Annotated in this window: 20 protein-coding genes; 12 read left to right on the top strand and 8 right to left on the bottom strand. The window is 63.9% G+C overall.

All coding sequences use genetic code 11. The features are described 5' to 3' along the window. Positions 1-143: 143 nt before the first annotated feature. On the bottom strand, positions 144-839 hold the full coding sequence (locus HB777_24660; protein ID QND66786.1) for an alpha/beta hydrolase: 696 nt from the start codon (positions 837-839) through the stop codon (positions 144-146). A gap of 185 nt (positions 840-1,024) precedes the next feature. On the opposite strand from HB777_24660, the gene HB777_24665 reads away from it, so the two are divergent. The 3 genes from HB777_24665 (at position 1,025) to HB777_24675 (ending at position 3,828) form a co-directional block, all read left to right on the top strand. Then, positions 1,025-2,569: a transcriptional regulator gene (locus HB777_24665; GenBank protein ID QND66787.1), complete on the top strand. Its 1,545-nt coding sequence runs from the start codon at positions 1,025-1,027 to the stop codon at positions 2,567-2,569. Positions 2,570-2,692: 123 nt separating this feature from the next. Further along, on the top strand, positions 2,693-3,133 hold the full coding sequence (locus HB777_24670) for a hypothetical protein (GenBank protein QND66788.1): 441 nt from the start codon (positions 2,693-2,695) through the stop codon (positions 3,131-3,133). 206 nt (positions 3,134-3,339) lie between these two features. Beyond that, positions 3,340-3,828: a hypothetical protein gene (locus HB777_24675; GenBank protein QND66789.1), complete on the top strand. Its 489-nt coding sequence runs from the start codon at positions 3,340-3,342 to the stop codon at positions 3,826-3,828. Between the two features lie 33 nt (positions 3,829-3,861). Here HB777_24675 and HB777_24680 read toward each other — a convergent pair whose 3' ends face one another. The 3 genes from HB777_24680 to HB777_24690 are packed head-to-tail and all read right to left on the bottom strand — an operon-like array spanning position 3,862 to position 7,738. Next, a complete protein-coding gene (locus HB777_24680; protein ID QND66790.1) occupies positions 3,862-4,749 on the bottom strand; it encodes an alpha/beta hydrolase in 888 nt (295 codons plus the stop codon). Positions 4,750-4,773: 24 nt separating this feature from the next. After that, positions 4,774-6,825, bottom strand: a complete 2,052-nt coding sequence (gene fhuB / locus HB777_24685) for a Fe(3+)-hydroxamate ABC transporter permease FhuB (GenBank protein ID QND66791.1) — start codon at positions 6,823-6,825, stop codon at positions 4,774-4,776. Then, entirely contained in the window at positions 6,818-7,738 is a 921-nt protein-coding gene (locus tag HB777_24690; GenBank protein ID QND66792.1) for an ABC transporter substrate-binding protein, read from the bottom strand. The genes fhuB and HB777_24690 overlap by 8 nt, the downstream gene beginning before the upstream one ends. Positions 7,739-8,018: 280 nt before the next feature. Between HB777_24690 and HB777_24695 the strand changes: the two genes are divergently transcribed. After that, on the top strand, positions 8,019-10,118 hold the full coding sequence (locus HB777_24695; GenBank protein ID QND66793.1) for a TonB-dependent siderophore receptor: 2,100 nt from the start codon (positions 8,019-8,021) through the stop codon (positions 10,116-10,118). A gap of 441 nt (positions 10,119-10,559) precedes the next feature. After that, a complete protein-coding gene (locus HB777_24700) occupies positions 10,560-10,907 on the top strand; it encodes a hypothetical protein (GenBank protein ID QND66794.1) in 348 nt (115 codons plus the stop codon). A gap of 87 nt (positions 10,908-10,994) precedes the next feature. On the opposite strand, the gene ggt is transcribed toward HB777_24700, so the two are convergent. The 3 genes from ggt to HB777_24715 form a co-directional block, all read right to left on the bottom strand. After that, complete coding sequence (gene ggt / locus HB777_24705; GenBank protein QND66795.1) at positions 10,995-12,734, bottom strand: gamma-glutamyltransferase; 1,740 nt, start codon at positions 12,732-12,734, stop codon at positions 10,995-10,997. A gap of 242 nt (positions 12,735-12,976) precedes the next feature. Continuing rightward, the gene (gene rhaI / locus HB777_24710) at positions 12,977-14,269 is read right to left on the bottom strand and encodes an L-rhamnose catabolism isomerase (GenBank protein QND66796.1); all 1,293 of its coding nucleotides are present in this window, start codon (positions 14,267-14,269) and stop codon (positions 12,977-12,979) included. A 126-nt stretch (positions 14,270-14,395) separates the two neighbouring features. Beyond that, the gene (locus tag HB777_24715) at positions 14,396-16,498 is read right to left on the bottom strand and encodes a bifunctional rhamnulose-1-phosphate aldolase/short-chain dehydrogenase (protein QND66797.1); all 2,103 of its coding nucleotides are present in this window, start codon (positions 16,496-16,498) and stop codon (positions 14,396-14,398) included. 186 nt (positions 16,499-16,684) lie between these two features. Between HB777_24715 and HB777_24720 the strand changes: the two genes are divergently transcribed. The 7 genes from HB777_24720 to HB777_24750 all read left to right on the top strand — a co-directional run bounded on the left by HB777_24720 (position 16,685) and on the right by HB777_24750 (position 24,027). Continuing rightward, the gene (locus HB777_24720; GenBank protein ID QND66798.1) at positions 16,685-17,488 is read left to right on the top strand and encodes a DeoR/GlpR transcriptional regulator; all 804 of its coding nucleotides are present in this window, start codon (positions 16,685-16,687) and stop codon (positions 17,486-17,488) included. A gap of 55 nt (positions 17,489-17,543) precedes the next feature. Continuing rightward, positions 17,544-18,539, top strand: a complete 996-nt coding sequence (gene rhaS, locus HB777_24725; protein ID QND66799.1) for a rhamnose ABC transporter substrate-binding protein — start codon at positions 17,544-17,546, stop codon at positions 18,537-18,539. Between the two features lie 347 nt (positions 18,540-18,886). Continuing rightward, positions 18,887-20,368: a sugar ABC transporter ATP-binding protein gene (locus tag HB777_24730; protein QND68897.1), complete on the top strand. Its 1,482-nt coding sequence runs from the start codon at positions 18,887-18,889 to the stop codon at positions 20,366-20,368. After that, positions 20,365-21,345, top strand: a complete 981-nt coding sequence (locus HB777_24735) for an ABC transporter permease (protein ID QND66800.1) — start codon at positions 20,365-20,367, stop codon at positions 21,343-21,345. Before HB777_24730 ends, HB777_24735 begins: the two co-directional genes overlap by 4 nt. Beyond that, entirely contained in the window at positions 21,342-22,337 is a 996-nt protein-coding gene (locus tag HB777_24740; GenBank protein ID QND66801.1) for an ABC transporter permease, read from the top strand. The genes HB777_24735 and HB777_24740 overlap by 4 nt, the downstream gene beginning before the upstream one ends. Further along, on the top strand, positions 22,337-22,654 hold the full coding sequence (gene rhaM, locus HB777_24745; GenBank protein QND66802.1) for an L-rhamnose mutarotase: 318 nt from the start codon (positions 22,337-22,339) through the stop codon (positions 22,652-22,654). The genes HB777_24740 and rhaM overlap by 1 nt, the downstream gene beginning before the upstream one ends. Beyond that, positions 22,651-24,027 carry a carbohydrate kinase gene (locus HB777_24750; protein ID QND66803.1) on the top strand — a complete coding sequence of 459 codons (1,377 nt, stop codon included), beginning with the start codon at positions 22,651-22,653 and terminating at the stop codon, positions 24,025-24,027. The genes rhaM and HB777_24750 overlap by 4 nt, the downstream gene beginning before the upstream one ends. On the opposite strand, the gene HB777_24755 is transcribed toward HB777_24750, so the two are convergent. Then, positions 24,028-25,854 (bottom strand): alanine racemase, encoded by a 1,827-nt coding sequence (locus HB777_24755; GenBank protein ID QND66804.1) that lies wholly within the window; start codon positions 25,852-25,854, stop codon positions 24,028-24,030. It abuts the gene before it with no gap. Position 25,855: the final 1 nt, after the last annotated feature.

Below are 25,855 nucleotides of genomic sequence, written 5' to 3' on the forward strand. Positions count from 1 at the left end.
TAGGCCATCTCCATCGACTTGGTGAGACGAGCCCGTCACGTCATCGCACGCTTCATTCGGTGAAACGACTTTGCGCCGATTGGCCCAGCAAAAAGCCCGGGCGCCACCAGGCGCCCAGGCCGTCCATCTCGGGTGATGCGGGCTCAGTTCTTGCCGGCGGCCGCCTGTTCGATGAGCTTGGCGACGGCTGCGGGGTTGGAGACATAGACGGCATGGCTGCCGGGAACCTCGACCGTCGTCGCCTGGGCGCGGGTTGCCATCTGGCGCTGCGCCGGCGGGGGGATCATGCGGTCGTCGGTGGCGACCAGATACCACGAGGGCTTGACCTTCCAGGCCGGAGCGGTGACCTTGCCTTCGAGCGCCGCCACACCCCACGGCACCTGCGAATCCGCCATGAAGGAGGCGAGCGAGGGACGGACATCGGCGGCGAACGAGGCGGCGAACTTGGCCTTGTCGAGCATCAGGAAGCCGTCGACGGGCGGCAGGATCGGCGGCACCGAGGCTCCGGGCGGCGGGTTGGCGATCAGGCTCGAAACCGACTCTCCGGCGTCCGGCGCGAAGGCCGCGATATAGACGACAGCCGCCACCTTCGGATCGGTGCCGGCTTCCGACACCACCACGCCGCCATAGGAGTGGCCAACCAGGATGACGTTGCCGGCAGCGGCGGCGATGGCGCGCTTGGTCACGGCGACATCGTCGGCGAGCGAGGTCGTCGGGTTCTGGACGATGGTCACGTCATAGCCGTCCTTCTTGAGGATCTGGTAGACGCCGTCCCAGCCGGAGCCATCGACGAAGCCGCCATGCACGAGGACGACGGACTTTGCTGCGTTGTTCGACATTTGAGTTCTCCTTTTCAAAATCATTGTTTGCGTTGGTTGCAGGAGGACTATGCGGCAGGGCCGGCGGGCGCGCTTTGAGGCGACCTTCAGGAGCTCTTGATTTTACCTTGAGATCGCTTTGATTTTGCGCCCACGACGCGGCTAAAGTGTCGGCCTGTTTGCCGCGCGGTCTGGAGCGAACCATTTTGCCGTATCTCTTCGAGGATTTTGCCCTGGACGGCGATCGGCGCGAACTGCGCCGCGGCAACGACCTGATTTCCATCGAGCCGCAGGTGTTCGACCTGCTGCAATATCTGATCCGCAATCGCGAGCGGGTGGTCAGCAAGGACGATCTGATCGATGCGGTCTGGCAGGGGCGCATCGTCTCCGACGCCACGCTCGCCAGCCGCATCAACGCCGCGCGAAATGCACTCCGCGACAGCGGCGAGGAGCAGCGCCTGATCCGCACCATTCTGCGCCGGGGTTTTCGCTTCGTCGGCACCGCCCGCGAGGAAGGCGAGGCGACGGCGCCGATACCGCAACCGAAGCCTGGCCTGGGCATTCCCGCCCGTCCGTCCATCGCCGTGCTGCCCTTCGTGAACCTCAGCGGCGATCCGGAGCAGGATTACTTTGCCGACGGCATGGTCGAGGACATCATCACCGGTCTGTCGCGGATCCGCTGGCTGTTCATCATCGCGCGAAATTCCTCCTTCAGCTACAAGGGCCGTGCGGTGGATGTGAAGCAGGTCGGACACGAGCTCGGCGTGCGCTATGTGCTGGAAGGCAGCGTGCGCAAGGTGGGTAGCCGCGTGCGCATCACCGGCCAGCTCATCGATGCGGAGGACGGCAGCCATCTGTGGGCCGAACGCTACGACCGCGAACTGACCGATGTGTTCGCACTGCAGGACGAGATCACCGTCAGCGTGGTCGCGGCAATAGAGCCCAATCTGCGCCGGGCCGAGATCGAACGCGTCAAGCGCCAGCGCCCCGACAGTCTCGACGCCTATGATCTTCTGCTGCGCGCGCTGCCCGATGTCTACACCTTCATGCCGCAGGGTGCGGCCAAGGGCCTGCCGCTGCTCGACCAGGCGCTCGCCATCGAACCAACCTATGCCCTTGCCCATGGCTTTGCCGCCTGGGCGCATCAGTCGCTGTTCGTGCGCGGCGGCATGAAACCGGAGAATCGGGAAAGATCGATCCGCCATGCCCATGCGGCGATAGAGCATGGCTCGGGCGACGCCATGGCGCTCGCTCTGGCCGGATTTACCATCGGGATCGTGGAGCATGATCGTAGACTTGCCGACGAGGCGTTTGCGCAGGCTTTGACGCTCAGCGCCTCCTGCGCCTTCGTCTATGCCTTCGGCTGCGTGTCGGTAGCGTATGGCGGCGACGCTGCCCGGGCGATCGACTGGGGCGAGCAAGCGTTACGGCTGAACCCTCTCGACACCATGAGCTGCGTACCGCAAGGCATGATCGGATTCGGCAATTTTCTCACCGGCCGGCACGAGCAGGCCGTCTTATCAGGCCGGCGGGCGGTGGAAATGAACCCCGGATTCAGCATGCTGCACGGATGGCTGGCCGCACCGCTGGCCAGGCTCGGGCGGATCGACGAGGCAAAAGCGGCGGGAGCGCGGCTTTTGTCGCTCGACCCGCATTTTTCCATCGGCCGCTGGTCCGCCGCCGTAGGACTTTCGCCAGATATCGTCGATGACGTCACCGATGCCATGCGGATTGCAGGCTTGCCGGCGTAGTCGGCGGCGTCCGCATCCTCTGGGCGAAATCACTTTGCGCATATTAGGCCGCCGGCGGATTTGATTTGCTTGGTGATCCCCCAACCTTAGGGCAAACTGCCTGCCGGGGCGCTAGGAGGAGAAATGAGAGCACGCGCAGCAACGCTCGGGGATGTGGAAGATGTCTTTCGCGGACTGTCCAAGCGGATGTCGGATGAATACGTGGCCGCCGGCAAGGACAGCAAGATCGCCTACGACAATCTGATGATGAATTTGAAGGAAGGCCGCGCTCACGCGCTTGTGGAGGGCGACAAGACGGTGGCGATCATCGCCTGGCATGAGAACAGCGATGCCGCCGACACGCTGTTTGCCGCGCAGGAGGATTTCTTCCGTGCCGCCACCGTTCGCTTCTGCAAGCGGCATATCCGGCATATCCAGGCGCTCGCCGGCAACCTCCCCATCCACTCGCGCAGCTGGCTCCAGGGACCGGATGTCGAAAGATGGTTTGGCGTCATCGGCTATGTCGAGCGCGGCCAGGAGAACGGCGCCACTCTGTTCGAGCTGTCGCCGGCTCGCATCGGCTAGGAACCCTGGCTGGTGAAGACCCCTTTCCCCAAACGCCACCTCCACCTCGCCATCGCCCACACACCGTCTTCGGCTCCTGGCGCCTTTGCTCGGCGGCCTTTGAACTGCCTCCGCAAGCGGCTTGCGCCAGGCACCGATTGGCGGGATGCTATAGGAGGGCAACCGGGGGGCTAACCGGCACGCCGAGATCGACATGGCGGCTGGAAATGTCACGAGCTTGCTTCGCCTTTGTTGCCTTTGTTGCCTTGCTGAGGCCGGTAGAGGCAGGCGAGTGGACGTCTCATCTGCTTGACCGCTCAAGCCTGGCGACCGCCTATTTTCGCCAAGCGGATCTTGTGACCGCATACGCCACCGCAATGGCGCGCTTCCGTCTGCAGCTCGCAGGGCGTGCCGGCGAAAGCAACCTTGCGGTCCCTCTCGAACCACTGCTTTTGCGGGCGGAATTCCGTGCGCGGACATGGCGCTCGGCGGACGGCAGCCTGTTGCAAGGCTTCGCCGGCAAGGGCGGCTTCCGGCTGACTATCGGGAACTGCCTGGCGCGCATCTGCGCTGCCAGAGAATGCAGCGATGCCGGTTGGCCGGTTTACGCCTGCAGCGACGGAGGCAAGCGCAAGATGTCCGTCACGGATTTTGTGACGGCAAACTTCGGCGGCGTCTCCTACCGCCGATTGAGCGCTTCCCCCTCACAGGAATGACAGCGCGAGGCGCCGACCGCCTTGCCGCAGCGTTCAGCAAAGGGCGGTATCCTTCCCCCTCACCGCAAATGCTGCCTGCACGGCGCGATTGACCGTTACCGGCAGGATCGACATGTGGTTCTCGCCGGCATGCAGTTCGAAGCTCGCGCGCACGCCCGGGAAAGCATCAAGCCGCTCCGCCATGGCCCGCGCGAATTCGTCGGTGCGTGTCACCTTCTTCTGCTGCAGGCGCTTTTCCTCGTCCTCGGCGCCGATCTGGAACGGCGCCAGCTTCTCTGTCTCATATTCGCCGGCCGACAGGATCATGGTCGCCGTCAGGCCATCGGGAACGGCCGCCTCGAACGTTTCGAGAAAGCGGTCGATGGCACGGTCTTCCCAATAGATGGCGGGGCTCGCCGCGATCCAGGTCTGGAAGGCCGAAGGCCGCGTGAACAGGGCGTAGAGCGCGAACAGGCCACCGAAGGAATGGCCGTAAAGCGCCTGGCGGCTTGCATCGACCGTGACCCGACCGGCGACCCATGGCTTCAGCTCGTCCTCGATGAAGGCAAGGAATTCCCCTGCCCCACCGGTCCGGACTTCGGGCGTGCCCTCGTAGAAGGGCGGATAGGTCTTGCCCGGCGGTGGGCCGAGATCCCATGAGCGGCGCAGCGGGTCATAAGCGCCCTCTACGGGATAGCCGATGGCGACGATGACGCCCCAGCCGACATTGGTGCCCGTGGGATAGAAGGCCTGTGCGCGCATGGCGTCGACCGCCGTGCCTATGACGGCGTTGCCGTCGGTCATGTAGAGCACAGGCCAGCCGGCCTCGGGCACTGGCCCGGAGGGCACGTGCAGGAATATCCGCCAGGGCGCGCCGCCATGCACCGGGACGAAGTCGTGGACGGTGGTGTCGGCGATCAGGGCTGGCGTCGACTTCGACATGGATATCTCCACAGGGGCAAAAGATCAGCGGCGGCGCAGCAGCCACATCAGCACCGGGCCGCCGATCAGCGTGGCGACGAGACCGGCCGGGATCTGGCGCGGGAAGATGGCGGTGCGGCCGATCCAGTCGGCGGCGACCATGATCAGCGCGCCGGCGAGCACCGCGCCAATGGCCTGCGGCAGCGCACGGGAAAGACCGAGGCGACGGGCAAGGTGCGGCGCCATCAGGCCGATGAAGGTCAGCGGGCCGACGATCAGCGTCGAGGCAGCGGTGAGTGCCGCGACCACCAGCAGCACCAGAAGCCGCGTCATTTTCAGGTTTATGCCAAGGCCTTGAATCGCGGCGGGTCCGAGCGGCAGGATGTCGAGCCAGCGCATGAAGAGAGGCGCGAGCGCGAAGAGGCAGACGGCAATGCCACCGGTCAGCAGGGCGGCGCCGACATCGACGCCATAGGTCGAACCGGTGAGCCAGTTGAGCAGCAACATGGCGCGAGGATCGCCGGTGGCGGTGAGCACCAGGATCAGCGCGTCGAACAAGGCGGTCAGGGCAACGCCGGCGAGCAACAGCCGCTCCGGTGCATAGGCGGCACGGCGGCCGATCGCCAGCGTCACCAGCAAAGCGGCGAAGGCGCCGATGGTTGCCGCCGCCGTCTGAACCGGGCGTCCGGCATCGACGAGCGCAAACAGCGCCACCATCATGCCGAGTGCGGCGCCGGCGCTGATGCCAAGCACTTCGGGGCTGGCCATCGGATTGCCGGTCAGCCGCTGCATCATCAGCCCGGCAAGCGCCAGCATGGCGCCGGCGCTCAGCGCGGCGAGCACGCGAGGCCACCGCCACGCCAGCAGGGGCCGCAGCTCATCGCCGAAAGCGAAGGTCCAGCCATGCGGGCCTGGTCCATAGAGCAAGGCCAGCCCGAGCAGCAAAAGCAGAGCCAGGCCGATCATCGCCAACATCAGGCCGGGCCGGCTTGATCGTGGCAGGCGCTCGGCCGTCAATGCCGGGGCTTCCGAGCCAAGGGCAAGGCGCGGCAGCAACCAGAGCAGCAGCGGCGCGCCGAGAAGTGCGGTGATCGCCCCGGTCGGCAGCAGGTCGCCTTGCGGCCCGGTCGCGATCTGCACGCCTTGGTCGGCGGCCCACAGCAACGCGCCGCCGATCAGCGGCGCCATCACCAGCTGCTGGCCCAGCCGTCGGGCGCCGCCAATGCGCGCAAGCGTCGCGGCGGCCAGGCCGACGAAACCGATGACGCCGACAGCGGCAACGACAAAGGCGATCAGCGCGACGGCGGCCGCCAGTCCGGCGAAGCGGTAGGCGCCGAGCGGCACGCCAAGGCTGCGCGCGCCTTCGTCGTCGAGGCCAAGCAAGGTCAGCGGCCGCACCATGAGGAAGATCGCCAGCGCGGCAGTGCCGATGCGCGGCAAAAGCCACAGCGTCGTCGACCAGTCCTGCTGGCCGAGCGAACCGGCGCCCCAGATGAACAGGCTGGCCAGCCATTCATGCCGCAGCACAATGAGAGCGGCGCCGATGGCGCCGGCATAGAGGCTGACCACGAGCCCCGCCAGCACGACCGAAAGCGGCGACAGGCCCTTGTGCCAGGACAAAGCGAAGACCGCGGCAAGGGCAATGAATGCGCCGGCCAGCGCCACCCATTCGCGGCCGAAGGCAAACAGGGATGGCGACAGAAGCGTCGCCAGTGCCAGCGCCAGATAGGCGCCAGCCGAGACGCCGACCGTTTCGGGCGAGGCGAGCGGATTGCGCAGAACCTGTTGCAGGACGGTTCCGGCAAGCCCGAGCGCCGCACCACACAGAAGGCTGACGGCAAGCCGAGGCAGGAAGGCATAGTGGACGAGCACCTGCCGCATGTCGGCGATGTGGGGGGCGGCGAGCGATTGCATCCAGAGCGCCGATGGCAGCTGCACCGCGAGGTTCGAGACGGTCGCCGCTGCCGCTGCCGTGATCAGCAGCGCACAAAGCAGGATCGCGCCTATCGGCTGATTGCCAAGGAAGCTCCATGGGAAGGCCCGGCCGGCCGACGCGGGCTTTCCCCCTTGGGCAATGGCCGCAGCATCCTCAGCCACGGGCGGCCTCCGCGGTCATCGCCGACGCCAGGACCCGGGCAAAACGGGTGGCGGACGGAAGCGCGCCGAACATATGGACGGCGGGAAGGCGCATGATCGAGCGGTTGCGCACGAAAGGCATGGCGTTCCAGACCGGACTTTCGGTCAGCGTGCCGCCGGCGCCCTCGGGCAAGGGTTCGAGATAGGCGAGGCGCGCGTCGCTGGATGTCGCCAGCCCGTCGATGCCGACGGTCGAAAATCCCCAATAATTGGTCTCGGCCGTCCAGGCATTGCCGAGCCCGATGCGGTCGAACACCTCCTGAAACAGACTCTTCTTGCCGTAGACGCGCACATTGCGCGGGTCCATGAAGCTGACGACATAGATCGGCCGCGCCGAAAGCGGCGCCAGCTGCTGGCGAACTTCTGAAAAACACGCATCCGTCGCCGCGATCAGCGCTTCGCCTTCGCTTTCCTTGCCGACAAGCCCGGCGAGCTGGCGGGTTGCCTCGATGGCGCGCTGATAGGGCTGCCCGGCTTCGGTATAGAGCCCGATCGTCGTCACCGGCGCCACGCGTTCGAGCAGCGGCTTGATGCCTACGAGATACGGCATGGACAGAATGATGTCGGGCTTGAGCTGCTGCAGCAATTCGAGATTGGGTTCGAGCAGCGTGCCGACATCGGCGATGTCAGGCGGCAGCGGCGGTTCGACCACCCAGGTCTCCCAGATGTCGCGGCCGGCGATGGCAACCGGGTTGACGCCGAGCATGAGCAAAGTCTCGGCCAGGCCGTCATCCAGGCAGACGATGCGCAACGGTTTCGCCGCGGCAGATGGCGATGCAATTGCGGCGAAGGGCAGAACGAAAAGTCCCAGCGCGCCGCGCCGGGTGATCCGACCGCGCAGACGGCCAGCCCCGTGGGATTCAAGGGCCGCCATCACCGCGCGGCGCCTGTGCGGAAAGCCGGCTGGGCGTCGATTTCAGGCACGGTTTTTCTCCAACACGACGCGGTTCAAAAAATCTGGCTGTCGGCAGCCGATGGCAGGTTGACTATGAAACATGACTTTAATAGTCAACATTGAAGATGACTAAACGAGTCAACAATTTTAAATTGGCGCAGGGCGGAACGATCCTGGGCGCATTGCAGGCATGAGGGGTATCGAGATGGGGTTGAGTGCATATCGTGCGGCGCGTCGGCGAAGCCGGGCCCAGGGCCTCATGGTCGCATCGCTTTCGACCCTGCTTTGCACCCAGGCCCTTGCGCAGGAAACCACGACCGAACTCAACCCGATCAATGTCGAGGGACACAGCGACAGCCCGGTCGGACCGGATGACGGCTACATCGCCAAGAACACCACCACCGGCTCGAAGACCGACACGCCGCTGAAGGAAATTCCGCGGTCGATTTCGGTGGTGACCCGCAAGCAACTCGACGACCGCCAGCCGGGGCAGCTTGAGGACGCCTTGTCCTATCTTGCCGGAGTCACCATTTCGCCATGGGGCATCGACGATCGCTTCGACCAATGCCTGATCCGTGGGTTTGACCTCTGCACCTCGGCGATCTACCGCGACGGGCTGCCGCAGAAGGTGATCGATTTCTCAGGCTTCAAGATCGAGCCCTACGGGCTGGAGCGAATCGAGGTGCTGAAGGGACCGTCCTCGGTGCTCTACGGCGAGAACGAGGCTGGCGGCATGGTCAATGCCGTCACCAAGCGGCCGACCGACAAGCCGATCTATGACGGCTTCCTCAGCTATGGCAGCTTCAACACGGTCGAGGCCGGGCTGGATATCGGTGGCCCGATCGACGATGCCGGCGTGTGGTCCTACCGGCTGACCGGTCTGGTTCGCAACGGTGAGCTCGAAACCGACTATTCCCGCAACGATCGCATTTTCGTCGCGCCGGCGCTCAAGTGGCAGCCGGATGCGCAGACCTCGCTGACCATCCTGGCCAACTACCAGTGGGACAGGCTGACGCCGATTCAGTTCCTGCCGGCGCAGTACGGCAATCTGCCGCGCAATTTCTTCACCGGCTCGCCCGACTTCGACCGTTTCGATGCCAATCATGGTTCGATCGGCTACCAGTTCAGCCATGAGTTCGACGACCATTGGACGGTGCGGCAGAACCTGCGCTACTCGCAGCAGGACACCGACTACCGGCAGCTCTACTATGGCCATTGGCTTGGCGGCGCGGACATGATCGACGACCATACGATGTCGCGCACCCTGTTCACGGTGGACGAGACCGCAAGGCTGTTCAACGTCGACAACCAGGCCGAATACAAGGCTGACTTCGGCGCGGTCGAAAACAAGCTGTTGTTCGGTCTCGACTACAGCAGGCAGTCGGTCGACGGGCGCAATGGCTACGGCGAGGGTCCGCCGCTGGACACCCAGAACCCGGACTATTCGATCCCAGTCACGCCGCCGAGCCTCATCATCACGGATCGCGTGGAGACGATCGGGCGGGTCGGTCTCTATGCACAAAACCAGTCCAAGATCGCCGACCACTGGGTCCTGACTGTCGGTGGCCGGCAGGCCTGGATCGACCACACCAATTTCGACCGACTCGGCACAGGCAGCTACGATCAAAAGGACCATGCCTTCACCGGCAATATCGGCATCGGCTATCTCTTCGACAACGGGCTGACGCCTTACGCCAGCTATGCCGAATCCTTCACCACCAATATCGGCCCGACCCAGTCCGGAGACGCGCTGCTGCCTTCGCTGGGGAAGCAGTACGAAGTCGGCGTGAAATACGAGCCGACCTTCTTCCCCGGCTTCATCACCGCTTCGCTGTTCGACCTGCGCAAGACCAATGTGCCGACGGCGGCAGCCAATCCCGTCTACCAGGTCCAGACCGGAGAAGTCCGCCATCGTGGCCTGGAGATCGAGGCCAACGCAGATCTGGCTTCCGGCCTCAGCATGACGGCGGCCTACACCTATCTCGACGCCGAGATAACCAGCGATGCCGCCGCCATCATCGGCAACCGCCCGGCCAGGGTGCCGGAACACCAGGCATCGTTGTGGGCCAACTATGAGGTTGGCAGCGGCGTCCTTGAGGGCCTGAGCGTCGGCGCCGGTGTGCGCTATATCGGCGCCAGCTTCGGCGACAATGCAAACACAGTGAACGTGCCTGGCCATACGCTGGTCGACGCGGCATTGCGCTACAAGAAGAATGGCTGGCAGGCGGCGCTCAATGTCTCCAACCTGTTCGACAAGACCTACTATTCGACCTGCTATGAGGCCGGCAGTAACAAAGACCTCAGCTGCATCTATGGCGAAGGCCGTGTCATCAAGGGCAGCCTCAGCATGAAGTTCTGATGCATGCCGGCCAGCCCTGCCTGTGATCTGGCATGCAACAGCTGAAGCGCGCGTCGCATGGACCCGTGACGATGCGACGCGTCCAGGGCCGCGATCAGACGCGGCCGTGTTCCACATTCGCGTTGGCGGCATGGCGGTTCGGCCTTCGTCATGGTGCTGTGCGGCGTCACCCCCACCGAAAATCGTTGCTCGCGAAGCCCAATCCACATCCCGCATCATTTTTCCTCCACGAATGCATTCCATGATAGAGGGGTCCACGGTTGCCTTCGGGCAGCCGTGTCCTGGATTGCCTGAGACCAAAAGACGACCGGGGCACGAATCAAAAAGCCGGCGGCAAGCCGCCGCCCGAAGGCGTTAGAGACCGGTCGAACGCCTCAAGGCAGCGCGATCGGGTTGCACTCGGCGAGGCTTGATGATTTGTTGCCGCTATACGGAGAACGAATGATGCGAGAGCCTGCCGGTCAAGACGAATATGGGTCGACGAACCCCTTCGATCCGGACGACCTGCCGACGTTGAACGCGATCGGTCCGAGCATGGGAAGCGGCAACGATTTCGAGAAATACGCCGTTGCCGTGATCATCGTGTTCGGCGCGCTGATCATTGGCGGGCTGATGGCCGCATCGATGGTGTTCGGGCACCGCAACGGCTTCCTGTTCGCGCTTGGCGGCGCCACGTCTGCCTGGATATCCGGAAACGCGCTGCTGCTCGACAGGCCGCGCATCTATGCGCTGTTCGTCGGCATTGCCGCTTTGATGCTGGTTGCGTCCACCATCACACTGGTCTTGTGACGACCAAACCGGTTATGAGCCAATCCACTTGAGCAGTAGGCGATCAACCCGAATCGCTACGCTGCACCAAGCCTTTCCTCCGAGCCATCAGTATCCGAGCGCCTCGCCAGCGGCCGCGCGGCTGTCGATAGCGCCGTTGTAGCGGGCGCCGCCGCCTTTCTCGATTTCCGCCAGGCTCTTGCCACCGACCAGGATGCCAGCCGCCTGGCCCCAGGTCTGGTCAGCGAGATTTAGGTGATACCCCATGCCGGCCAGCAGCTTTTCGGTATCAGGCGACAGCCCGAACGGCTCGATATAAACCGTATCGGGCAGCCACTGGTGATGGATGCGCGGCGCGTCGATCGCCTCCTGGATGTTCATGCCGTGGTCGATGACGTTGACGATGGCCTCAAGCGTGATGGTGATGATGCGCGAGCCGCCGGGGCTGCCGATGACCATGAACGGCTTGCCGTCCTTGGCCACCACGGTCGGGCTCATCGATGACAGTGGCGTCTTCTTCGGCTGGATGGCGTTGGCCTCGCCCTGGACCAGGCCATAGAGGTTGGGCACGCCGGGCTTCTGGGTGAAATCGTCCATCTCGTTGTTGAGCAGGATGCCGGTGCCATCAGCCACGACGCCGGCGCCGAAGGACCCGTTCAGCGTGTAGGTGACCGCAACGGCGTTGCCGTCATCGTCGATGATCGAATAATGGGTCGTCTCCTTGCTCTCGCCAAAGCCCTTCGGCATCAGATCCTGCGACACGCCGGCCCGGAACGGGTCGATCTTGTCGCGGATGTCCTTGGCATAGGCCTTATCAAGCAGTTTCGAGACCGGATTGTCGACGAAATCGGGATCGCCGAGCGCGGAATTGCGGTCGACATAGGCGTAGCGCATCGCCTCGACCATGACATGGACCGTCTCGGCCGAACCTGCGCCGAGATAGGATAAGGGATAGCCTTCCAGCACGTTGAGGATTTCGCAGATGATGACGCCGCCGGAGCTGGGCGGCGGCGAGGAGGTGATCTCGTAGCCGCGATAGGTGCAGGTAACGGGCTTCAGCTCACGCACCGCATATTGCTCGAAATCCGGCTTGGCCAGAATGCCGCCCTTGGCGCCGCTCGCTTTGACGATGGCATCGGCGATGGCGCCTTTGTAGAAGGCATCCGGGCCCTTTTCGGAAATGGCGGCAAGCGACGCCGCGAGGTCGGGCTGGACCAGGCGCTCGCCGATGCCGTAGGGCTTGCCATCGGGCTTGAGGAAGGCGGCGGCGGCCGCAGGGTCCTTCGCCAGCCTGTCGGCGTTGCCGGCAAAAGAGGCGGCGTCGCCCTGATTGAGGATGAATCCGTCCTTGGCATAGCTGATCGCCGGCGCCATCAGATCCTGCCGGGACAATTTGCCATATTTTTCGCGGGCCATCTCCAAACCAGCCACCGAGCCCGGCACGCCGACCGCGAGATAGCCGTCAAGGCTGGCGCCCTTCACCGGGTCGCCGTCCTTGTCGAGATACATGGTCTTGGTCGCCGCCAGCGGCGCGCGCTCGCGGAAATCGAGGAAGGTCGATTTGCCGTCCTTGAAGCGAATGGTCATGAAGCCGCCGCCGCCGATATTGCCGGCATTGGGGTAGACGACGGCGAGCGCATAGCCGACGGCAACCGCGGCATCGACAGCATTGCCGCCCTTCTTCAAGACCTCGATGCCGACTTCGGACGCCAGATGCTGGGCCGTCACCACCATGCCGTGCTCGCCCTTGGCCGGCGTCGGCGATGCCGCGAAGACGCATGTCAACGGCGACAGGGCAAAGGTGATGGAAAGACTGGCGGCGATCAGTGTCCGACGGTTGAGAGGCATGGCGGTTCTCCGGGCGGGGGACGCCTAGAAGACCGTGTTGGACCGATCGAGTCCAATAACAATTGAAGGAGCGTGAGAAAGAGCCCCCTCACCCGGATTGCCAACCGAATTGCAAAGAGCAATTCGGGGCAATCCGACCTCTCCCCGAGGGGAGAGGAGGTCACCGACGTTGACGCGCGTCTCTTCTCCCCTCGGGGAGAAGGTGGCCGCGAAGCGGCCGGATGAGGGGGACTGGCTCGGCCTCAGACAATCCCGCCGCTTCCACCGGCGACCGCAGGCCGTTCCGCCGCGACCTTGGCGCGGTAACCCGCCGCCCGATAGGCGGCAATCGGGTCGATGGCGCCGCCCGTCTTCAGACGCGCCATGGCAAGGATCGGCTCGACATCGGTGCGGTAGGCGGCTTTCAGCGTCTGCGTCGCCATCAGCGCGTCGTTGCTGTCCTGAAAACCTTCCAGCGCCTTGCGGTCGACCAGCAGCGCCTGCGCATAGGCGCGCTGCACCTCGACCGCCGACAGCATCAGGCTTTCGATCGGGTCGGTGACGTTATGGCTCTGGTCGAGCATATGGGCCGGGTCGAAACCCTCGGCGCCGGACAGTTCGGCATCGACCAGTTCGTTGAAGACGAGGAACAGCCGGTAGGGATCGATCGAACCGGCATCGAGATCGTCGTCGCCATATTTCGAATCGTTGAAATGGAAGCCGCCGAGTTTCTTGAACTGGATCAGCCGCGAGACGATCATCTCGATGTTGACGTTGGGCGCATGGTGGCCAAGGTCGACAAGGCAGAACGCCTTGTCGCCCAACTCTTGCGCGATCATGTAGTTGGTGCCCCAGTCCTGCACGACGGTGGAATAGAAGGCCGGCTCGTACATCTTGTGCTCGCTGAACAGCTTCCAGTCGGCGGGCAGTCCGGCATAAACCTCCTTCATGGCGTCGAGATAGCGCTCGAACGCCTTGGCGAAATTGACCTGGCCTGGAAAGTTCGAACCGTCGCCGATCCACACCGTCAGCGCCTTGGAGCCGAGCGTCTTGCCGATCTCGATGCATTCGAAATTGTGCTCGACCGCTTGCCTACGCGTGCCGGCGTCGGCATGCGACAGCGAGCCGAATTTGTAGGAGAGCTTCTGGTCCTTGGCGTCGGAAAAGGTGTTGGAGTTCATGGCGTCGAAGCCGAGGCCAAAGCGCGAGGCCGCCTGCTTCAGCCGGTTCGGGTCGGCCTTGTCCCACGGGATGTGCAGGGAAACGGTCGGCGTCGCCTGCGTCAATTGCTTGATGACGGCGCAGTCCTCGATCTTGTCGAAGATGTCGCGCGGCTCGCCGGCGCCGGGAAAGCGGGCAAAGCGCGTACCGCCGGTGCCGACGCCCCAGGACGGGATCGCCACGGCGAATTTCTCGACCTTGTCGCGGATGGCGTCGATGGCGATGCCGCGACGGTCGAGGCGCTCGCCCAGCGAGGCGTAGTCGCGCTCGAGGTTGGCCTTGCGCGCGGCATTGTCCTTGTCGACGAGGTCGGCGGAGATGATGGATTCGGACACTGGCGGTTCCTCCCGATGGTGCTGCTTCAGCCAGCAGGGCCGGCGGGGTTACCCCCGCCCCGGCAAGCACTCACCGCTTCGCGGCGACTGCCTGCCGACCCTCCCCACAAGGGGGAGGGTAAGAAATTATCGCGTAAAGCTCTGAGCGTTGCCCGCGTCGACATTGATGATGTTGCCGGTGGACTTGGCCGACATGTCGGAGGCAAAGAAATAGATCGCCTCCGCGATGTCTTCCGGGAACACCGAGCGTTTCAGCATCGAACGCGAGCGGTAGTGCTCCTCCAGATCGTCGGTCGACATCTTGTAGGCTGCGGCGCGCTGTTCCTTCCACTCGCCGGTCCAGATCTTCGAGCCGCGCAGCACCGCGTCCGGGTTTACGACATTGACCCTGATCTGGGCTTCCGCGCCCTCCAGCGCCAGGCAGCGGGCGAGATGGATCTCGGCGGCCTTGGCGGTGCAATAGGCGGCGGCGTTGGGCGAGGCGGCAAGGCCGTTCTTCGACGCGACGAAGACGATGTTGCCGCCGATCTTCTGCACCCTGAACAGCCGGAACGCTTCCCGCGAGACCAGGAAATAGCCGGTCGACAGGATGTCCATGTTCTTGTTCCACAGCGCCAGCGTCGTCTCCTCGATCGGCGCCGAGGTGGCAAGGCCAGCATTCGACACCAGAATGTCGATACCGCCGAACTCGACCGCCGTCTCGGCAAAGCCCGAGATGACCTGGTCCTCCGAGGTGACATTGATCAGCACCGGCCGGACAAAATCCTTGCCATAGGCCTTGGCCAGTTCGTCATTGGCGCTGGCCAGCGCTGCCTCGTCGATGTCGGCCAGCACGACGCAGGCGCCTTCGCGCAGCAGGCGGTCGGCCGTGGCGCGGCCGATGCCGCCTGCGCCGCCGGTGACCAGCGCGATCTGGCCGGCAAGCGACTTCGGCTTCGGCATGCGCTGCAGCTTCAGATCCTCGAGCAGCCAGTATTCGATGTCGAAGGCTTCCTGTGCGGGCAGGCCGACATAGGACGAGACGGTCGATGCACCGCGCATGACGTTGATGGCGTTGACGTAGAACTCACCCGAAATGCGGGCCGTCGCCTTGTCGCCGGCGAAGGTGAACATGCCGACGCCGGGCATCAGATAGACAACGGCATTTGGATCGCGGATGGCGGGCGAATCCGCATGCTTGCAGCTGTCGTAATAGGCCTGGTAGCCAACGCGATAGGCAGCCACGTCATCGGCAAGCCGCGCGATGACGGCATCGACGTCAGGCTTTGCCGGATCGAACTCGATGACCAGCGGACGGATCTTGGTGCGCAGGAAATGGTCAGGGCACGACGTGCCGAGTGCTGCCAGCGGCCGCAAATCCCTGGAGTTGACGAATTCGAGCACGGCGGCGGAATCATCGAAATGGCCCGTTTTGTGGCTCTTTTCCGAGATCAGGCCGCGGATCCTCGGCATCAGTTTTGCCGCGATGGCACGGCGCTCAGTGGCGTCGAGCGACTTGACCACTTCACCACCAAAGATCGCGAGGCCCTCGGAGCGGCGCTCGAACCATTCGATCGCCTGGTTGATCACCGAGATCGTCGTCTCGTAGCATTCCACAGGGGTGTCGCCCCAGGTGAACAGGCCGTGGCTTTCCAGAATGACGCCCTTGGCGGCGGGATGTTCGAGGCAGAATTTCTCCAGCCACAGGCCGAGTTCGAAGCCGGGGCGCTTCCAGGGCAACCAGCCTATGGCGTCGCCGAAGATCTCCTTGGTCAGCGCCTTGGAATCTTTCGCCGCGGCAATGGCAATGATGGCGTCGGGATGCATGTGGTCGACAAAAGGCCTCGGCACATAGGCATGCAGCGGCGTGTCGATCGAGGCCGCGCGCGGATTCAGATTGAACGTGCAGTGAGGCAGATACCCCACCATCTCGTCTTCGTGCTCAACGCCCCGATATAGGCCTTTCAGCGCGCGCAGCTTGTCCATGTAGAGCGTGGCAAAACCATCAAGCTTGATCGAAGCACTGTCGCCGCCCGATCCCTTGACCCACAGCACTTCGACGCTCTCGCCGGTGAGCGGGTCTTTCTGCCACATCTTCGAGGACGTGTTGCCGCCGCCATAGTTGGTGACACGCTTGTCGGAGCCGAGTGTGTTCGAGCGATAGACCAGAAGTTCCGGCTCGCTCATCGTTTGAGCCTTGGCCTCATCCCACAGATTGGCGAGGCGCGCGCCGGTGCGCTTGTCGAGCATAGGGTATCCTCCCGAAAGGCACGCAAACGGTGCGGCCCATTTGACCCGAATTTCCACGGAAGCGGCCAACTTGTCAATCACAAACGATCAACATCGATCATACTGCACTGCACAATGAAATTATATGATCGGAAATGATTGACACTGCGCGTTTTGGGTGCCTAGATGCTCAGGCAGGGAGGAACCATGCACGAAAAAGAGCGCCACAGGATCATTCTGTCCGCCGTCCAGGAAAAGCCTGTTGTGACGGTGCAGGAGATGGTCGACCTGACGGAGTCTTCCGAGGCGACAATCCGGCGCGATATCGCGGCCCTCCACGTTCAAAAGCGCCTTCGCCGTGTGCGCGGTGGCGCCGAGGCGATCTCGCCGCCACAGTTCATCGGGCTGGCCGGCCGGCCCTTTTCCGTCAACGAAACGATCAACGCCTCGCAAAAGCGGGCAATTGCCCGCGAAGCGGTGGAGCTGTGCAAGGACGGCGAACCGATCATCATCAATGGCGGCACCACCACCTTCCAGATGGTGCATTTCCTGACCGGCCGCCGCATGCCGATCTTCACCAATTCGTTCCCGATCGCCGAGCACCTGCTCAAGCACTCGAAGAACACGGTAATGCTGTCGGGCGGCACCATCTATCGCGAGCAGAACATCATCCTGTCGCCCTTCGACAATGACGTGACGCGCAATTTCTACGCGCGCCGCATGTTCATGGGCGCGCAGGGGCTGGGGCCGCTCGGGCTGATGGAAGGCGATCCCCTGCTGATCCAGGCGGAGCAGAAACTGATCGACCAGGCCGACGAGCTGGTGGTGCTGGTCGATTCCTCGAAATTCCGCAAGCGCTCCAGCCTGATCCTGTGCGGCCTGTCGCGCATCGCCACCGTCATCACCGATGACGGGATCGAGGATCGCGAAGCCAAGATGTTGGAAACCGCAGGCGTGACGCTGATCGTCGCCCGCAAGTCGGCAAAGGAAGAATCTTCACTGCAGGCCTGAGACACCCTCACGCCCGCAGCGGTGATGGAATGCAACGCTCAAGGGAGGATATTCGATGAGCTTCTTGAAGAAATTGATGGTGACGGCGGCATTCTCTGCCGCCATGTTCGTGAATGCAGCCTACGCAGAAAACGTCAAGATCGCGCTGGTGGTGAAGTCGCTCGGCAACGGCTTCTTCGATGCCGCCAACAAAGGCGCCGAAGAGGCGGCCAAGGAACTCGGCGATGTCGACATCATCTACACCGGCCCGACCAAGGCGACCGCGGAAGCGCAGATCGAAGTGGTCAATTCGCTGATCGCCCAGAAGGTCAACGCCATCGCCATTTCGGCCAATGACGCCGACGCGCTGGTGCCGGTGCTGAAGAAGGCCATGGAACGCGGCATCACCGTCATCTCGTGGGATTCGGGCGTCGCCAAGGAAGGCCGCCAGCTTCACCTCAACCCGTCCGACACCGGCCTGATCGGCGAGACCATCATCAAGCTCGCGGCCGACTACCTGCCGGAAGGCGGCGACGTCGCCATCCTGTCAGCGTCGTCGACCGCGACCAACCAGAACGCCTGGATCGATGCGGCCAAGAAGATCCTGCCGGAGAAGTTCCCCAAGATCAAACTCGTCGCCACGGTCTATGGCGATGACGACTCCGCCAAGAGCACCGACGAAGCCAAGGGTCTGCTGAAGTCCTATCCGAACCTCAAGGCGATCATCGCGCCGACCACCGTCGGCGTCGTTGCCGCCGCCCAAGTCGTCACCGACGAGAACCTCATCGGCAAGGTCAATGTCACCGGTCTCGCGCTGCCGTCCGAGTTCAAGAAGTTCATCGACAACGGTTCCAGCCAGGCGGTTGCGCTGTGGAACCCGATCGATCTCGGCTACTCGGCCGTCTACCTCGCCCATGATCTGGCGGTGAAGAAGGAAGAGGCCAAGCCCGGCGCCACGCTGTCGATCGGCCGCGTCGGCAAGGTCACGCTCGACGACACCAACTCGGCCGCGATGGCTCCGCCCTTCCAGTTCGACAAGACCAACATCGAGAAATTCTCCAAGATCTATTGATCTGGAGCGGTTGCACCCTCCCCCTTGTGGGGAGGGCATTTGCATATTTCTGAAATGTTGGCCCGGCACGTACCCCCCACCCTTAATCCCTCCCCACAAGGGGGAGGGAGACCCTGCTGGTGCTGATCTCTGCAAATTACTGAGGCCTGGATGCAAGAGCGGAGATACAGAGCGCGCGGCAGCGTTCCCTCCCCCTTGTGGGGAGGGTTAGGGTGGGGGTCCCTCTTCGTAAGAATCTATATGCGGGTGGCGACATCTCCATGTGCCAGGACCTTGATATGCCTGTAGACCCCGCTCACCTTGTTTGCGACCTTTCCCACAAGGGGGAGGGTAAAGCAGCCCCACGCCTGACGCTGTCCGGCATCTCCAAGAGCTTTCCCGGCGTGCGCGCGCTGCACAATGTCAGCCTGTCGCTCTATCCGGGCGAGGTCACCGCGTTGATCGGCGAAAACGGCGCCGGCAAGTCGACGCTGGTCAAGATCATGACCGGCATCTACCAGCCCGATGCGGGCACCATCAGCATCGACGGCGAGGCCGTCACCCTGCCCAGCGCGCATGCCGCCTTCGGCTATGGCGTCACCGCCATCCACCAGGAAACCGTGCTGTTCGACGATTTGACGGTTGCCGAAAACATCTTTCTCGGCCACGCGCCGCGCACGCGCTTCGGCACCATCGACTGGCGCACGATGCGCAAAAATGCGCGCGAAGTGCTCGACACCATGCATGCAGGCCATATCGACGCCGACGCGCGGCTGAAGGACCTCGGCATCGCCAACAAGCATCTGGTCGCCGTCGCGCGAGCCATGTCTATCGACGCGCAGATCGTCATCATGGACGAGCCGACCGCCGCGCTTTCGATGAAGGAGATCGAGGAGCTTTTCCTGCTCATCGAGTTCCTCAAGAGCGAAGGCAAGGCGATCCTGTTCATCAGCCACAAGTTCGACGAGATCTACCGCATCGCCGACCGCTACACGGTGTTCCGCGATGGCGAGATGGTCGGCGAAGGCCTGATCAAGGATGCCGGCCAGAGCCAGATCGTGCGCCTGATGGTCGGCCGCGCGGTCGACCACATCTTCCCGCAGCGCAAGGCCGAGATCGGCGCGCCTGTGCTCTCCGTTTCCGGCCTGTCGCACCCGACCGAATTCAACGACATCGGCTTCGAATTGCACAAGGGCGAAATCCTCGGTTTCTACGGCCTTGTCGGCGCCGGGCGCAGCGAGGTGATGCAGGCGATATCGGGCATCACCCGCACCTCAGCCGGCACGATCACGCTGGAAGGCAAGACGATCGCGCCGAAATCGGCGGCGGATTCGATCGATGCCGGCATCGTCTATGTGCCGGAGGAGCGCGGCAAGCAAGGCGTGGTGATCGGCCTGCCGATCTTCCAGAACGTCTCGCTGCCTTCGCTCAAGCGTACCTCCAGATCCGGCCTGCTGCGGCTGGCGGAAGAATTCGATCTGGCCCGCTCCTACACCGAGCGGCTCGACCTGCGCGCCTCTTCGCTCAGTCAGGATGTCGGTACGCTGTCTGGCGGCAACCAGCAGAAGATCGTCATCGCCAAATGGCTGGCAACCGCGCCCAAGGTCATCATCCTGGACGAGCCGACCAAGGGCATCGATATCGGCTCCAAGGCCGCGGTGCACGGCTTCATGGCCGAGCTGGTGGCGCAAGGCCTGTCGGTGATCATGGTGTCGTCCGAACTGCCCGAAATCCTCGGCATGTCCGACCGCGTCGTCGTCATGCGCGAGGGTCTCGTCGCGGCGGTCTACGACAACAAGGGACTGGACGCCGAAACGCTGGTCAGGACGGCAGCAGGGATCGCGGCATGAAGGCTTTCCTCAAATACCGCGAAATCTGGCTGTTCGCGGCCATCGTCGTGCTGATCGGATTGATCTCGACGCGCTTCCCGGCCTTTGCCGACCCCGGCAATCTGCGCCAGGTGTTCAACGACACCTCGATCCTGATGATCCTGGCGCTTGGCCAGATGGTTGTCATCCTGACCCGGTCGATCGATCTGTCAATGGCGTCCAACCTCTGCTTCACCGGCATGGTGGTGGCGATGCTGAACGCCGCGCATCCGGCGATCCCGATCCCGCTGCTGATCGTTATCGCGCTGGCCGTCGGACTGGTGCTGGGCGCCATCAACGGCCTTTTGGTGTGGCGGCTGAACATCCCCTCGATCGTGGTGACGTTGGGCACGCTGACCATCTATCGCGGCGCCACCTTCGTCCTGTCCGGCGGTGCGTGGGTCAACGCCGACAAGATGAGCCCGGACTTCATCGGCTTTCAGCGCGCCGCCTTCCTCGGCATTCCGGTGCTGTCGTGGATCGCCATCCTGGTCATCGGGCTGTTCTTCGTCTTGATGACGCGCACCGCGCTCGGCCGCTCGATCTATGCCATCGGCGTCAACCCGACGGCATCGGTCTATGCCGGCATCGATGTCGGCCGGACGAAGTTCATCGTCTTCTGCATCTCCGGCATGATCGGCGGGCTTTCCGGCTACCTCTGGATCTCGCGTTACGTCATCGCCTCGGTCGAGGTCGCCAACGGCTATGAGCTCAACATCATCGCCGCCTGCGTTATCGGCGGCATCTCGATCGCCGGCGGCATCGGCTCGGTCGGCGGCGCGGTGCTCGGCGCGCTGTTCCTCGGCATCATTTCCAACGCGCTGCCGGTCATCAACATCTCGCCCTTCTGGCAGATGGCGATTTCGGGCAGCGCCATCATTCTGGCCGTCGTGCTCAATGCGCGCGGCGAACGCCAGCAGGGCCGCATCATCCTCAGAAAGGTGGAAGCGGTGACATGACCGACATCCCCGCCCCGCGCCACATTCCCGACCGGCTCGACAAGCCACTGCGTTCCGCGATCTTTTCCTGGGAAGCACTGCTGGTCGTGGTGGCCGTCGCCATCTTCGCCATCAACAGCTTCGCCTCGCCCTATTTCCTCGACCCGTACTCGCTGTCCGATCTCACCTTCAATTTCACCGAGAAGGGCCTGATCGCCTTCGCCATGGCGCTGCTGATCATTTCGGGCGAGATCGACCTGTCCGTCGCCGCCATCATCGCGCTCGCCTCGACGATGATGGGCATGGCGGTGCAGGCCGGCGCCGGCACACCGGTGCTGGTGCTGATCGGCATCGTCGTCGGGCTCGGCTGCGGCGCCTTCAACGGGTTGCTGGTGACAAGGCTCGGGCTGCCCTCCATCGTCGTCACCATCGGCACGATGAGCCTGTTTCGCGGCATCGCCTTCATCATCCTCGGCGACCAGGCCTACAAGGGCTACCCCTCAAGCTTCGCCTTTTTCGGCCAGGGCTATGTCTGGTGGGTGGTGTCGTTCGAACTGGTGCTCTTCCTCATTGCGGCCGTCGTCTACTGGTTCTTGCTGCACCGCACGAGTTTCGGCCGACGCGTCTTTGCCATAGGCAACAATCCGGTCGCAGCGCAATTTTCCGGCGTGCGCGTCGGCCGCACCAAGTTCATCCTGTTCTGCCTGACCGGGCTGATGTCGGGCATCGCCTCGGTGCTGATCACCTCGCGCCTTGGCTCGACACGGCCGTCGATTGCACAGGGTTACGAACTGGAAGTCATCACCATGGTGGTGCTCGGCGGCGTCAGCATTCTCGGCGGCGCAGGCAGCATTCTGGGCGTCGTGCTCGCCGCCTTCATCATGGGGCTGGTGACCTTCGGGCTTGGCCTGCTCAATGTGCCCGGCATCGTCATGTCGATCTTCATCGGCCTGCTGCTGATCATCGTCATCGCGCTGCCGATCGTCTGGCGGCGGCTGCGCGGAGGGCGCTGATGCCTGAGAAATACGCGTTCAAGATGAAGCTGAAGCCCGGCATGAAGGCCGAGTACAGGAAGCGTCACGACGAGATCTGGCCGGCGCTGGTATCACTGCTGAAGCAGGCCGGCGTCTCCGATTACTCCATCTACCTCGACGAGGAGACCAATATCCTGTTCGGCGTGCTGTGGCGGCGAGACGACCACGGCATGGACGAACTGCCCAAGCATCCGGTGATGCAGCGCTGGTGGGCACACATGGCCGACATCATGGAAACCAGGCCGGACAACGAGCCGGTGGCCGTGCCGCTGGAAACCGTGTTCCATATGGCATGAGTGCGATGCGCCACGTGGCCGTCATCGACATCGGCAAGACCAACGCCAAGGTGGCGCTGGTCGACCTCGCCACGCTGAGCGAGATGGCGCTGCGCCGCATGGCCAATGCGCCGGTGCGGCAGGCGCCCTACCCGCACCACGATGTCGAGGCCTTGTGGACGTTCATCCTCGACAGCCTTGCCAGCCTCAACCGCGAGCAGCGCATCGACGCCATATCGATCACCACCCATGGCGCGACGGGCGCACTGGTCGATGCCGCGGGCGAGCTGGTGCTGCCGGTGCTCGACTATGAATTCGACGGCCCTGACCGGCTGGCAGCGGATTATGAAGCGATCCGCCCGCCTTTCGCCGAGACCGGCACGCCGCGCCTGCCGCTCGGCCTCAATCTCGCTGCGCAATTCTTCTGGCAGCAGAAAAGCTTCGCGGCGGAATTCGCCAAGGCTGCCGCGATGCTGATGTACCCGCAATACTGGGCCTTGCGCCTGACCGGCATAGCCGCCAACGAGGTGACTTCGCTCGGCTGCCACACCGATCTGTGGAACCCTTGGAAGGCGGATTTTTCATCATTGGTCGACAGCCTGGAATGGCGCGACCTGATGGCGCCGGTGCGGCCGGCGAGCGATCGCCTCGGCCCGATCCTGCCCATCGTTGCGGTGCGAACCGGACTCGATCCGCAAACGCCAGTGTTCTGCGGCTTACATGATTCCAACGCCTCGCTGCTGCCGCATCTGCTGTCCGACAAACCGCCTTTCTCCGTCGTCTCGACCGGCACCTGGGTGGTGTCGATGGCAGTCGGCGGCAAACAGATTGCGCTGGATGCCGCGCGCGACACGCTGGTCAATGTCAACGCACTCGGCAATCCCGTTCCCTCGGCGCGCTTCATGGGTGGCCGCGAGTTTTCCGTGCTGACGAAGGACCAGCCGGAACAGTGGACCGAAGCCGATGTCGGCGCCGTGCTGGCGCAAAAGGTGCTGCTGCTGCCGTCGACCCAGCAAGGGTCGGGGCCGTTCCCGCATCAGGCTGCGACATGGCTCAACGCCGACGGCATGAACAATGGCCAGCGCTTTGCCGCCATCTCGTTCTATCTGGCCTTGATGACGGCGACCTGCCTCGACCTGATCGGCGCCGACGGCCCGACCACTGTCGAAGGTCCCTTTGCCCGCAACCGGCTCTTTGTCGGCATGCTGGCAGCCAGCACGGCACGCGCCGTTGTTGCGTCCGAAGCCGCCACCGGCACCAGCATCGGCGCGGCGCTCCTGGCCTCCGATCAGACAACGACGCAAGGCAAAGGCGAAAGAATGGAGCCGCCGACCGACCCGGTTTGGGCCGACTACGTCAGCGCATGGCGCGCCGCGGTCGAAGCGCAGGGCTGACTACAAGATCCGCTTGCCGAAAACCGACATGACGAAGTTGATCACGTCGGTGCCGATCCGTGGCTCCAGACCTGCGGTCAGACCCGAAACATCCATCGACAACAGACCACCGGAGAGCGCGACCGCCTCCATCGCCTGATGCGTTTCGCGCACCGTCAGCCCACCGGAGCCCGCTGCCCAGCCGGCGAATTCAGTCACTGTGGGCGAGTAGCTGACATGAAAACCTTGCGTGCCCGACGTGGCGATGCGGATCGCTTCATGCATCAGGTCGCGCATGCCCATGGCGTCGATGTCGGTCATGGTGAAGGCGGAGACGCGCGAGTCCTTCAGCACGCGCGCCTCGGCCGGGTCGGCGTGGCGGAGGCCGACAATGACGACATTCTCCGGCGACAGCTGCGGCTGCAGCGCGCCCGCCTTGTGGTCGAGGCCGAGGGTGCGCGCCAGGACCGAGCCTTCCGGCAGGTCGATGCCGTCCTCGTCCTCGGGCATCAGGGCGGCTATGGAATCGATCCAGATCAGGCCGAAGGAATGCGTCGCGCGCGCCGTCGCGGTCAGCGCCTTGTGGACGATGCGACGGTCGGTACCGACTGTCAGCCGGATCAGCCCCGATGGCGGCCGCTCGATATCGGCCAGTTCCACGACGTCGAAATTCATCGCTTCCAGCCGCGCGCCGGTGCCTTCCCGGGCCAGGATGCCGGCTGTCCCCTGCTCGGCCATGATCTGCACCATCTTGCGGCCGGAAAAGTCCTCGACGTCATGCATCGGGGCCTTCTCGACATATTCCGAAGTCATCGCCAACAGCATGGCGCCATAGCTCATGCGGAAGGCGACGCGGTCGCCGACGGCCGGCGGCGGATCGGCGTCGGCGACATCGAGCAGCAGATGGTCGCTGGAGGCGCCGAGCACCCGTATCCCCTTGGCGATCGGCGTCAGCCCCTCGACCAGCACGTCCTCGCGGCCAATATTGGCGATAGCGCGCAGCCTGTCGCCCTCGTCGGGAAAGACCGGCTGGTTGCCGAAGGCGTCGTAGCCCGATTGGCCGATCGGCCGTGACGGCTTGAGCTTGACCTCGATGATGTCGCTGGTCAGCCGGCAGGCATCGGGTTCAAGTTCCGCCCATGGCGTGTCGCGGAAGGTCTCGACGCCGCCCTGCAGGATCGCCTCGCCGACCCGCAGATTGTTGATGCCGGCCGGCAGTCTGCCTTCGAGCAGCAGCGGCAGCGACGACGAGGCGCCGCCGGAAATCCAGTCGAGGCTTTTGCCGGACAGGCGTTCGGTCTTGTAGGCATGGGCGACGAGTTGCCCGAGGTTTTCCGGCGTCGGCATGATGGCGCCGAAGCAGCCGAGATTGGTGCCGATGCCGGCGATGCGCACGCCCTTGAATTCCTGGATCTGTTCGACCGTCGGAATAAGGTCGTTTGGCCAGATGCCTTCGCGGAGATCGCCGAGATCGATCATCAGCATGATGTCGTGAACCCGGCCCATGCGCTCGGCGATACGCGAAATCTCGCGGATGGTGGCGAGTTCCGACTGCAGGCTGATGTCGACGGTGCGCACCACCTCCTCGACACGCGCCATCGGCGGGCTGCGCAGCAGCATGATCGGCGCGTTGATGCCGCTGTCACGCAGCCGGCGGATGTTCTCGAAGCGCGATTCTGCGATGCCGGCAACGCCGCCGCGCAGCATGGCGCGCGCCACTTGCGGCATGCCGCAGGTGCCCTTGGTGACGCCGAACACCTTGATGCCCGATAGCGCGCAGCGCTCGACGATCGTGCGGGCGTTGCGCTCGATGCGGCCAAGGTCGATGGCGACTTGCGGTCCCGACATC

This window comes from Mesorhizobium loti (assembly GCA_014189435.1).
In the GTDB taxonomy this organism is placed as follows: domain Bacteria; phylum Pseudomonadota; class Alphaproteobacteria; order Rhizobiales; family Rhizobiaceae; genus Mesorhizobium; species Mesorhizobium loti_G.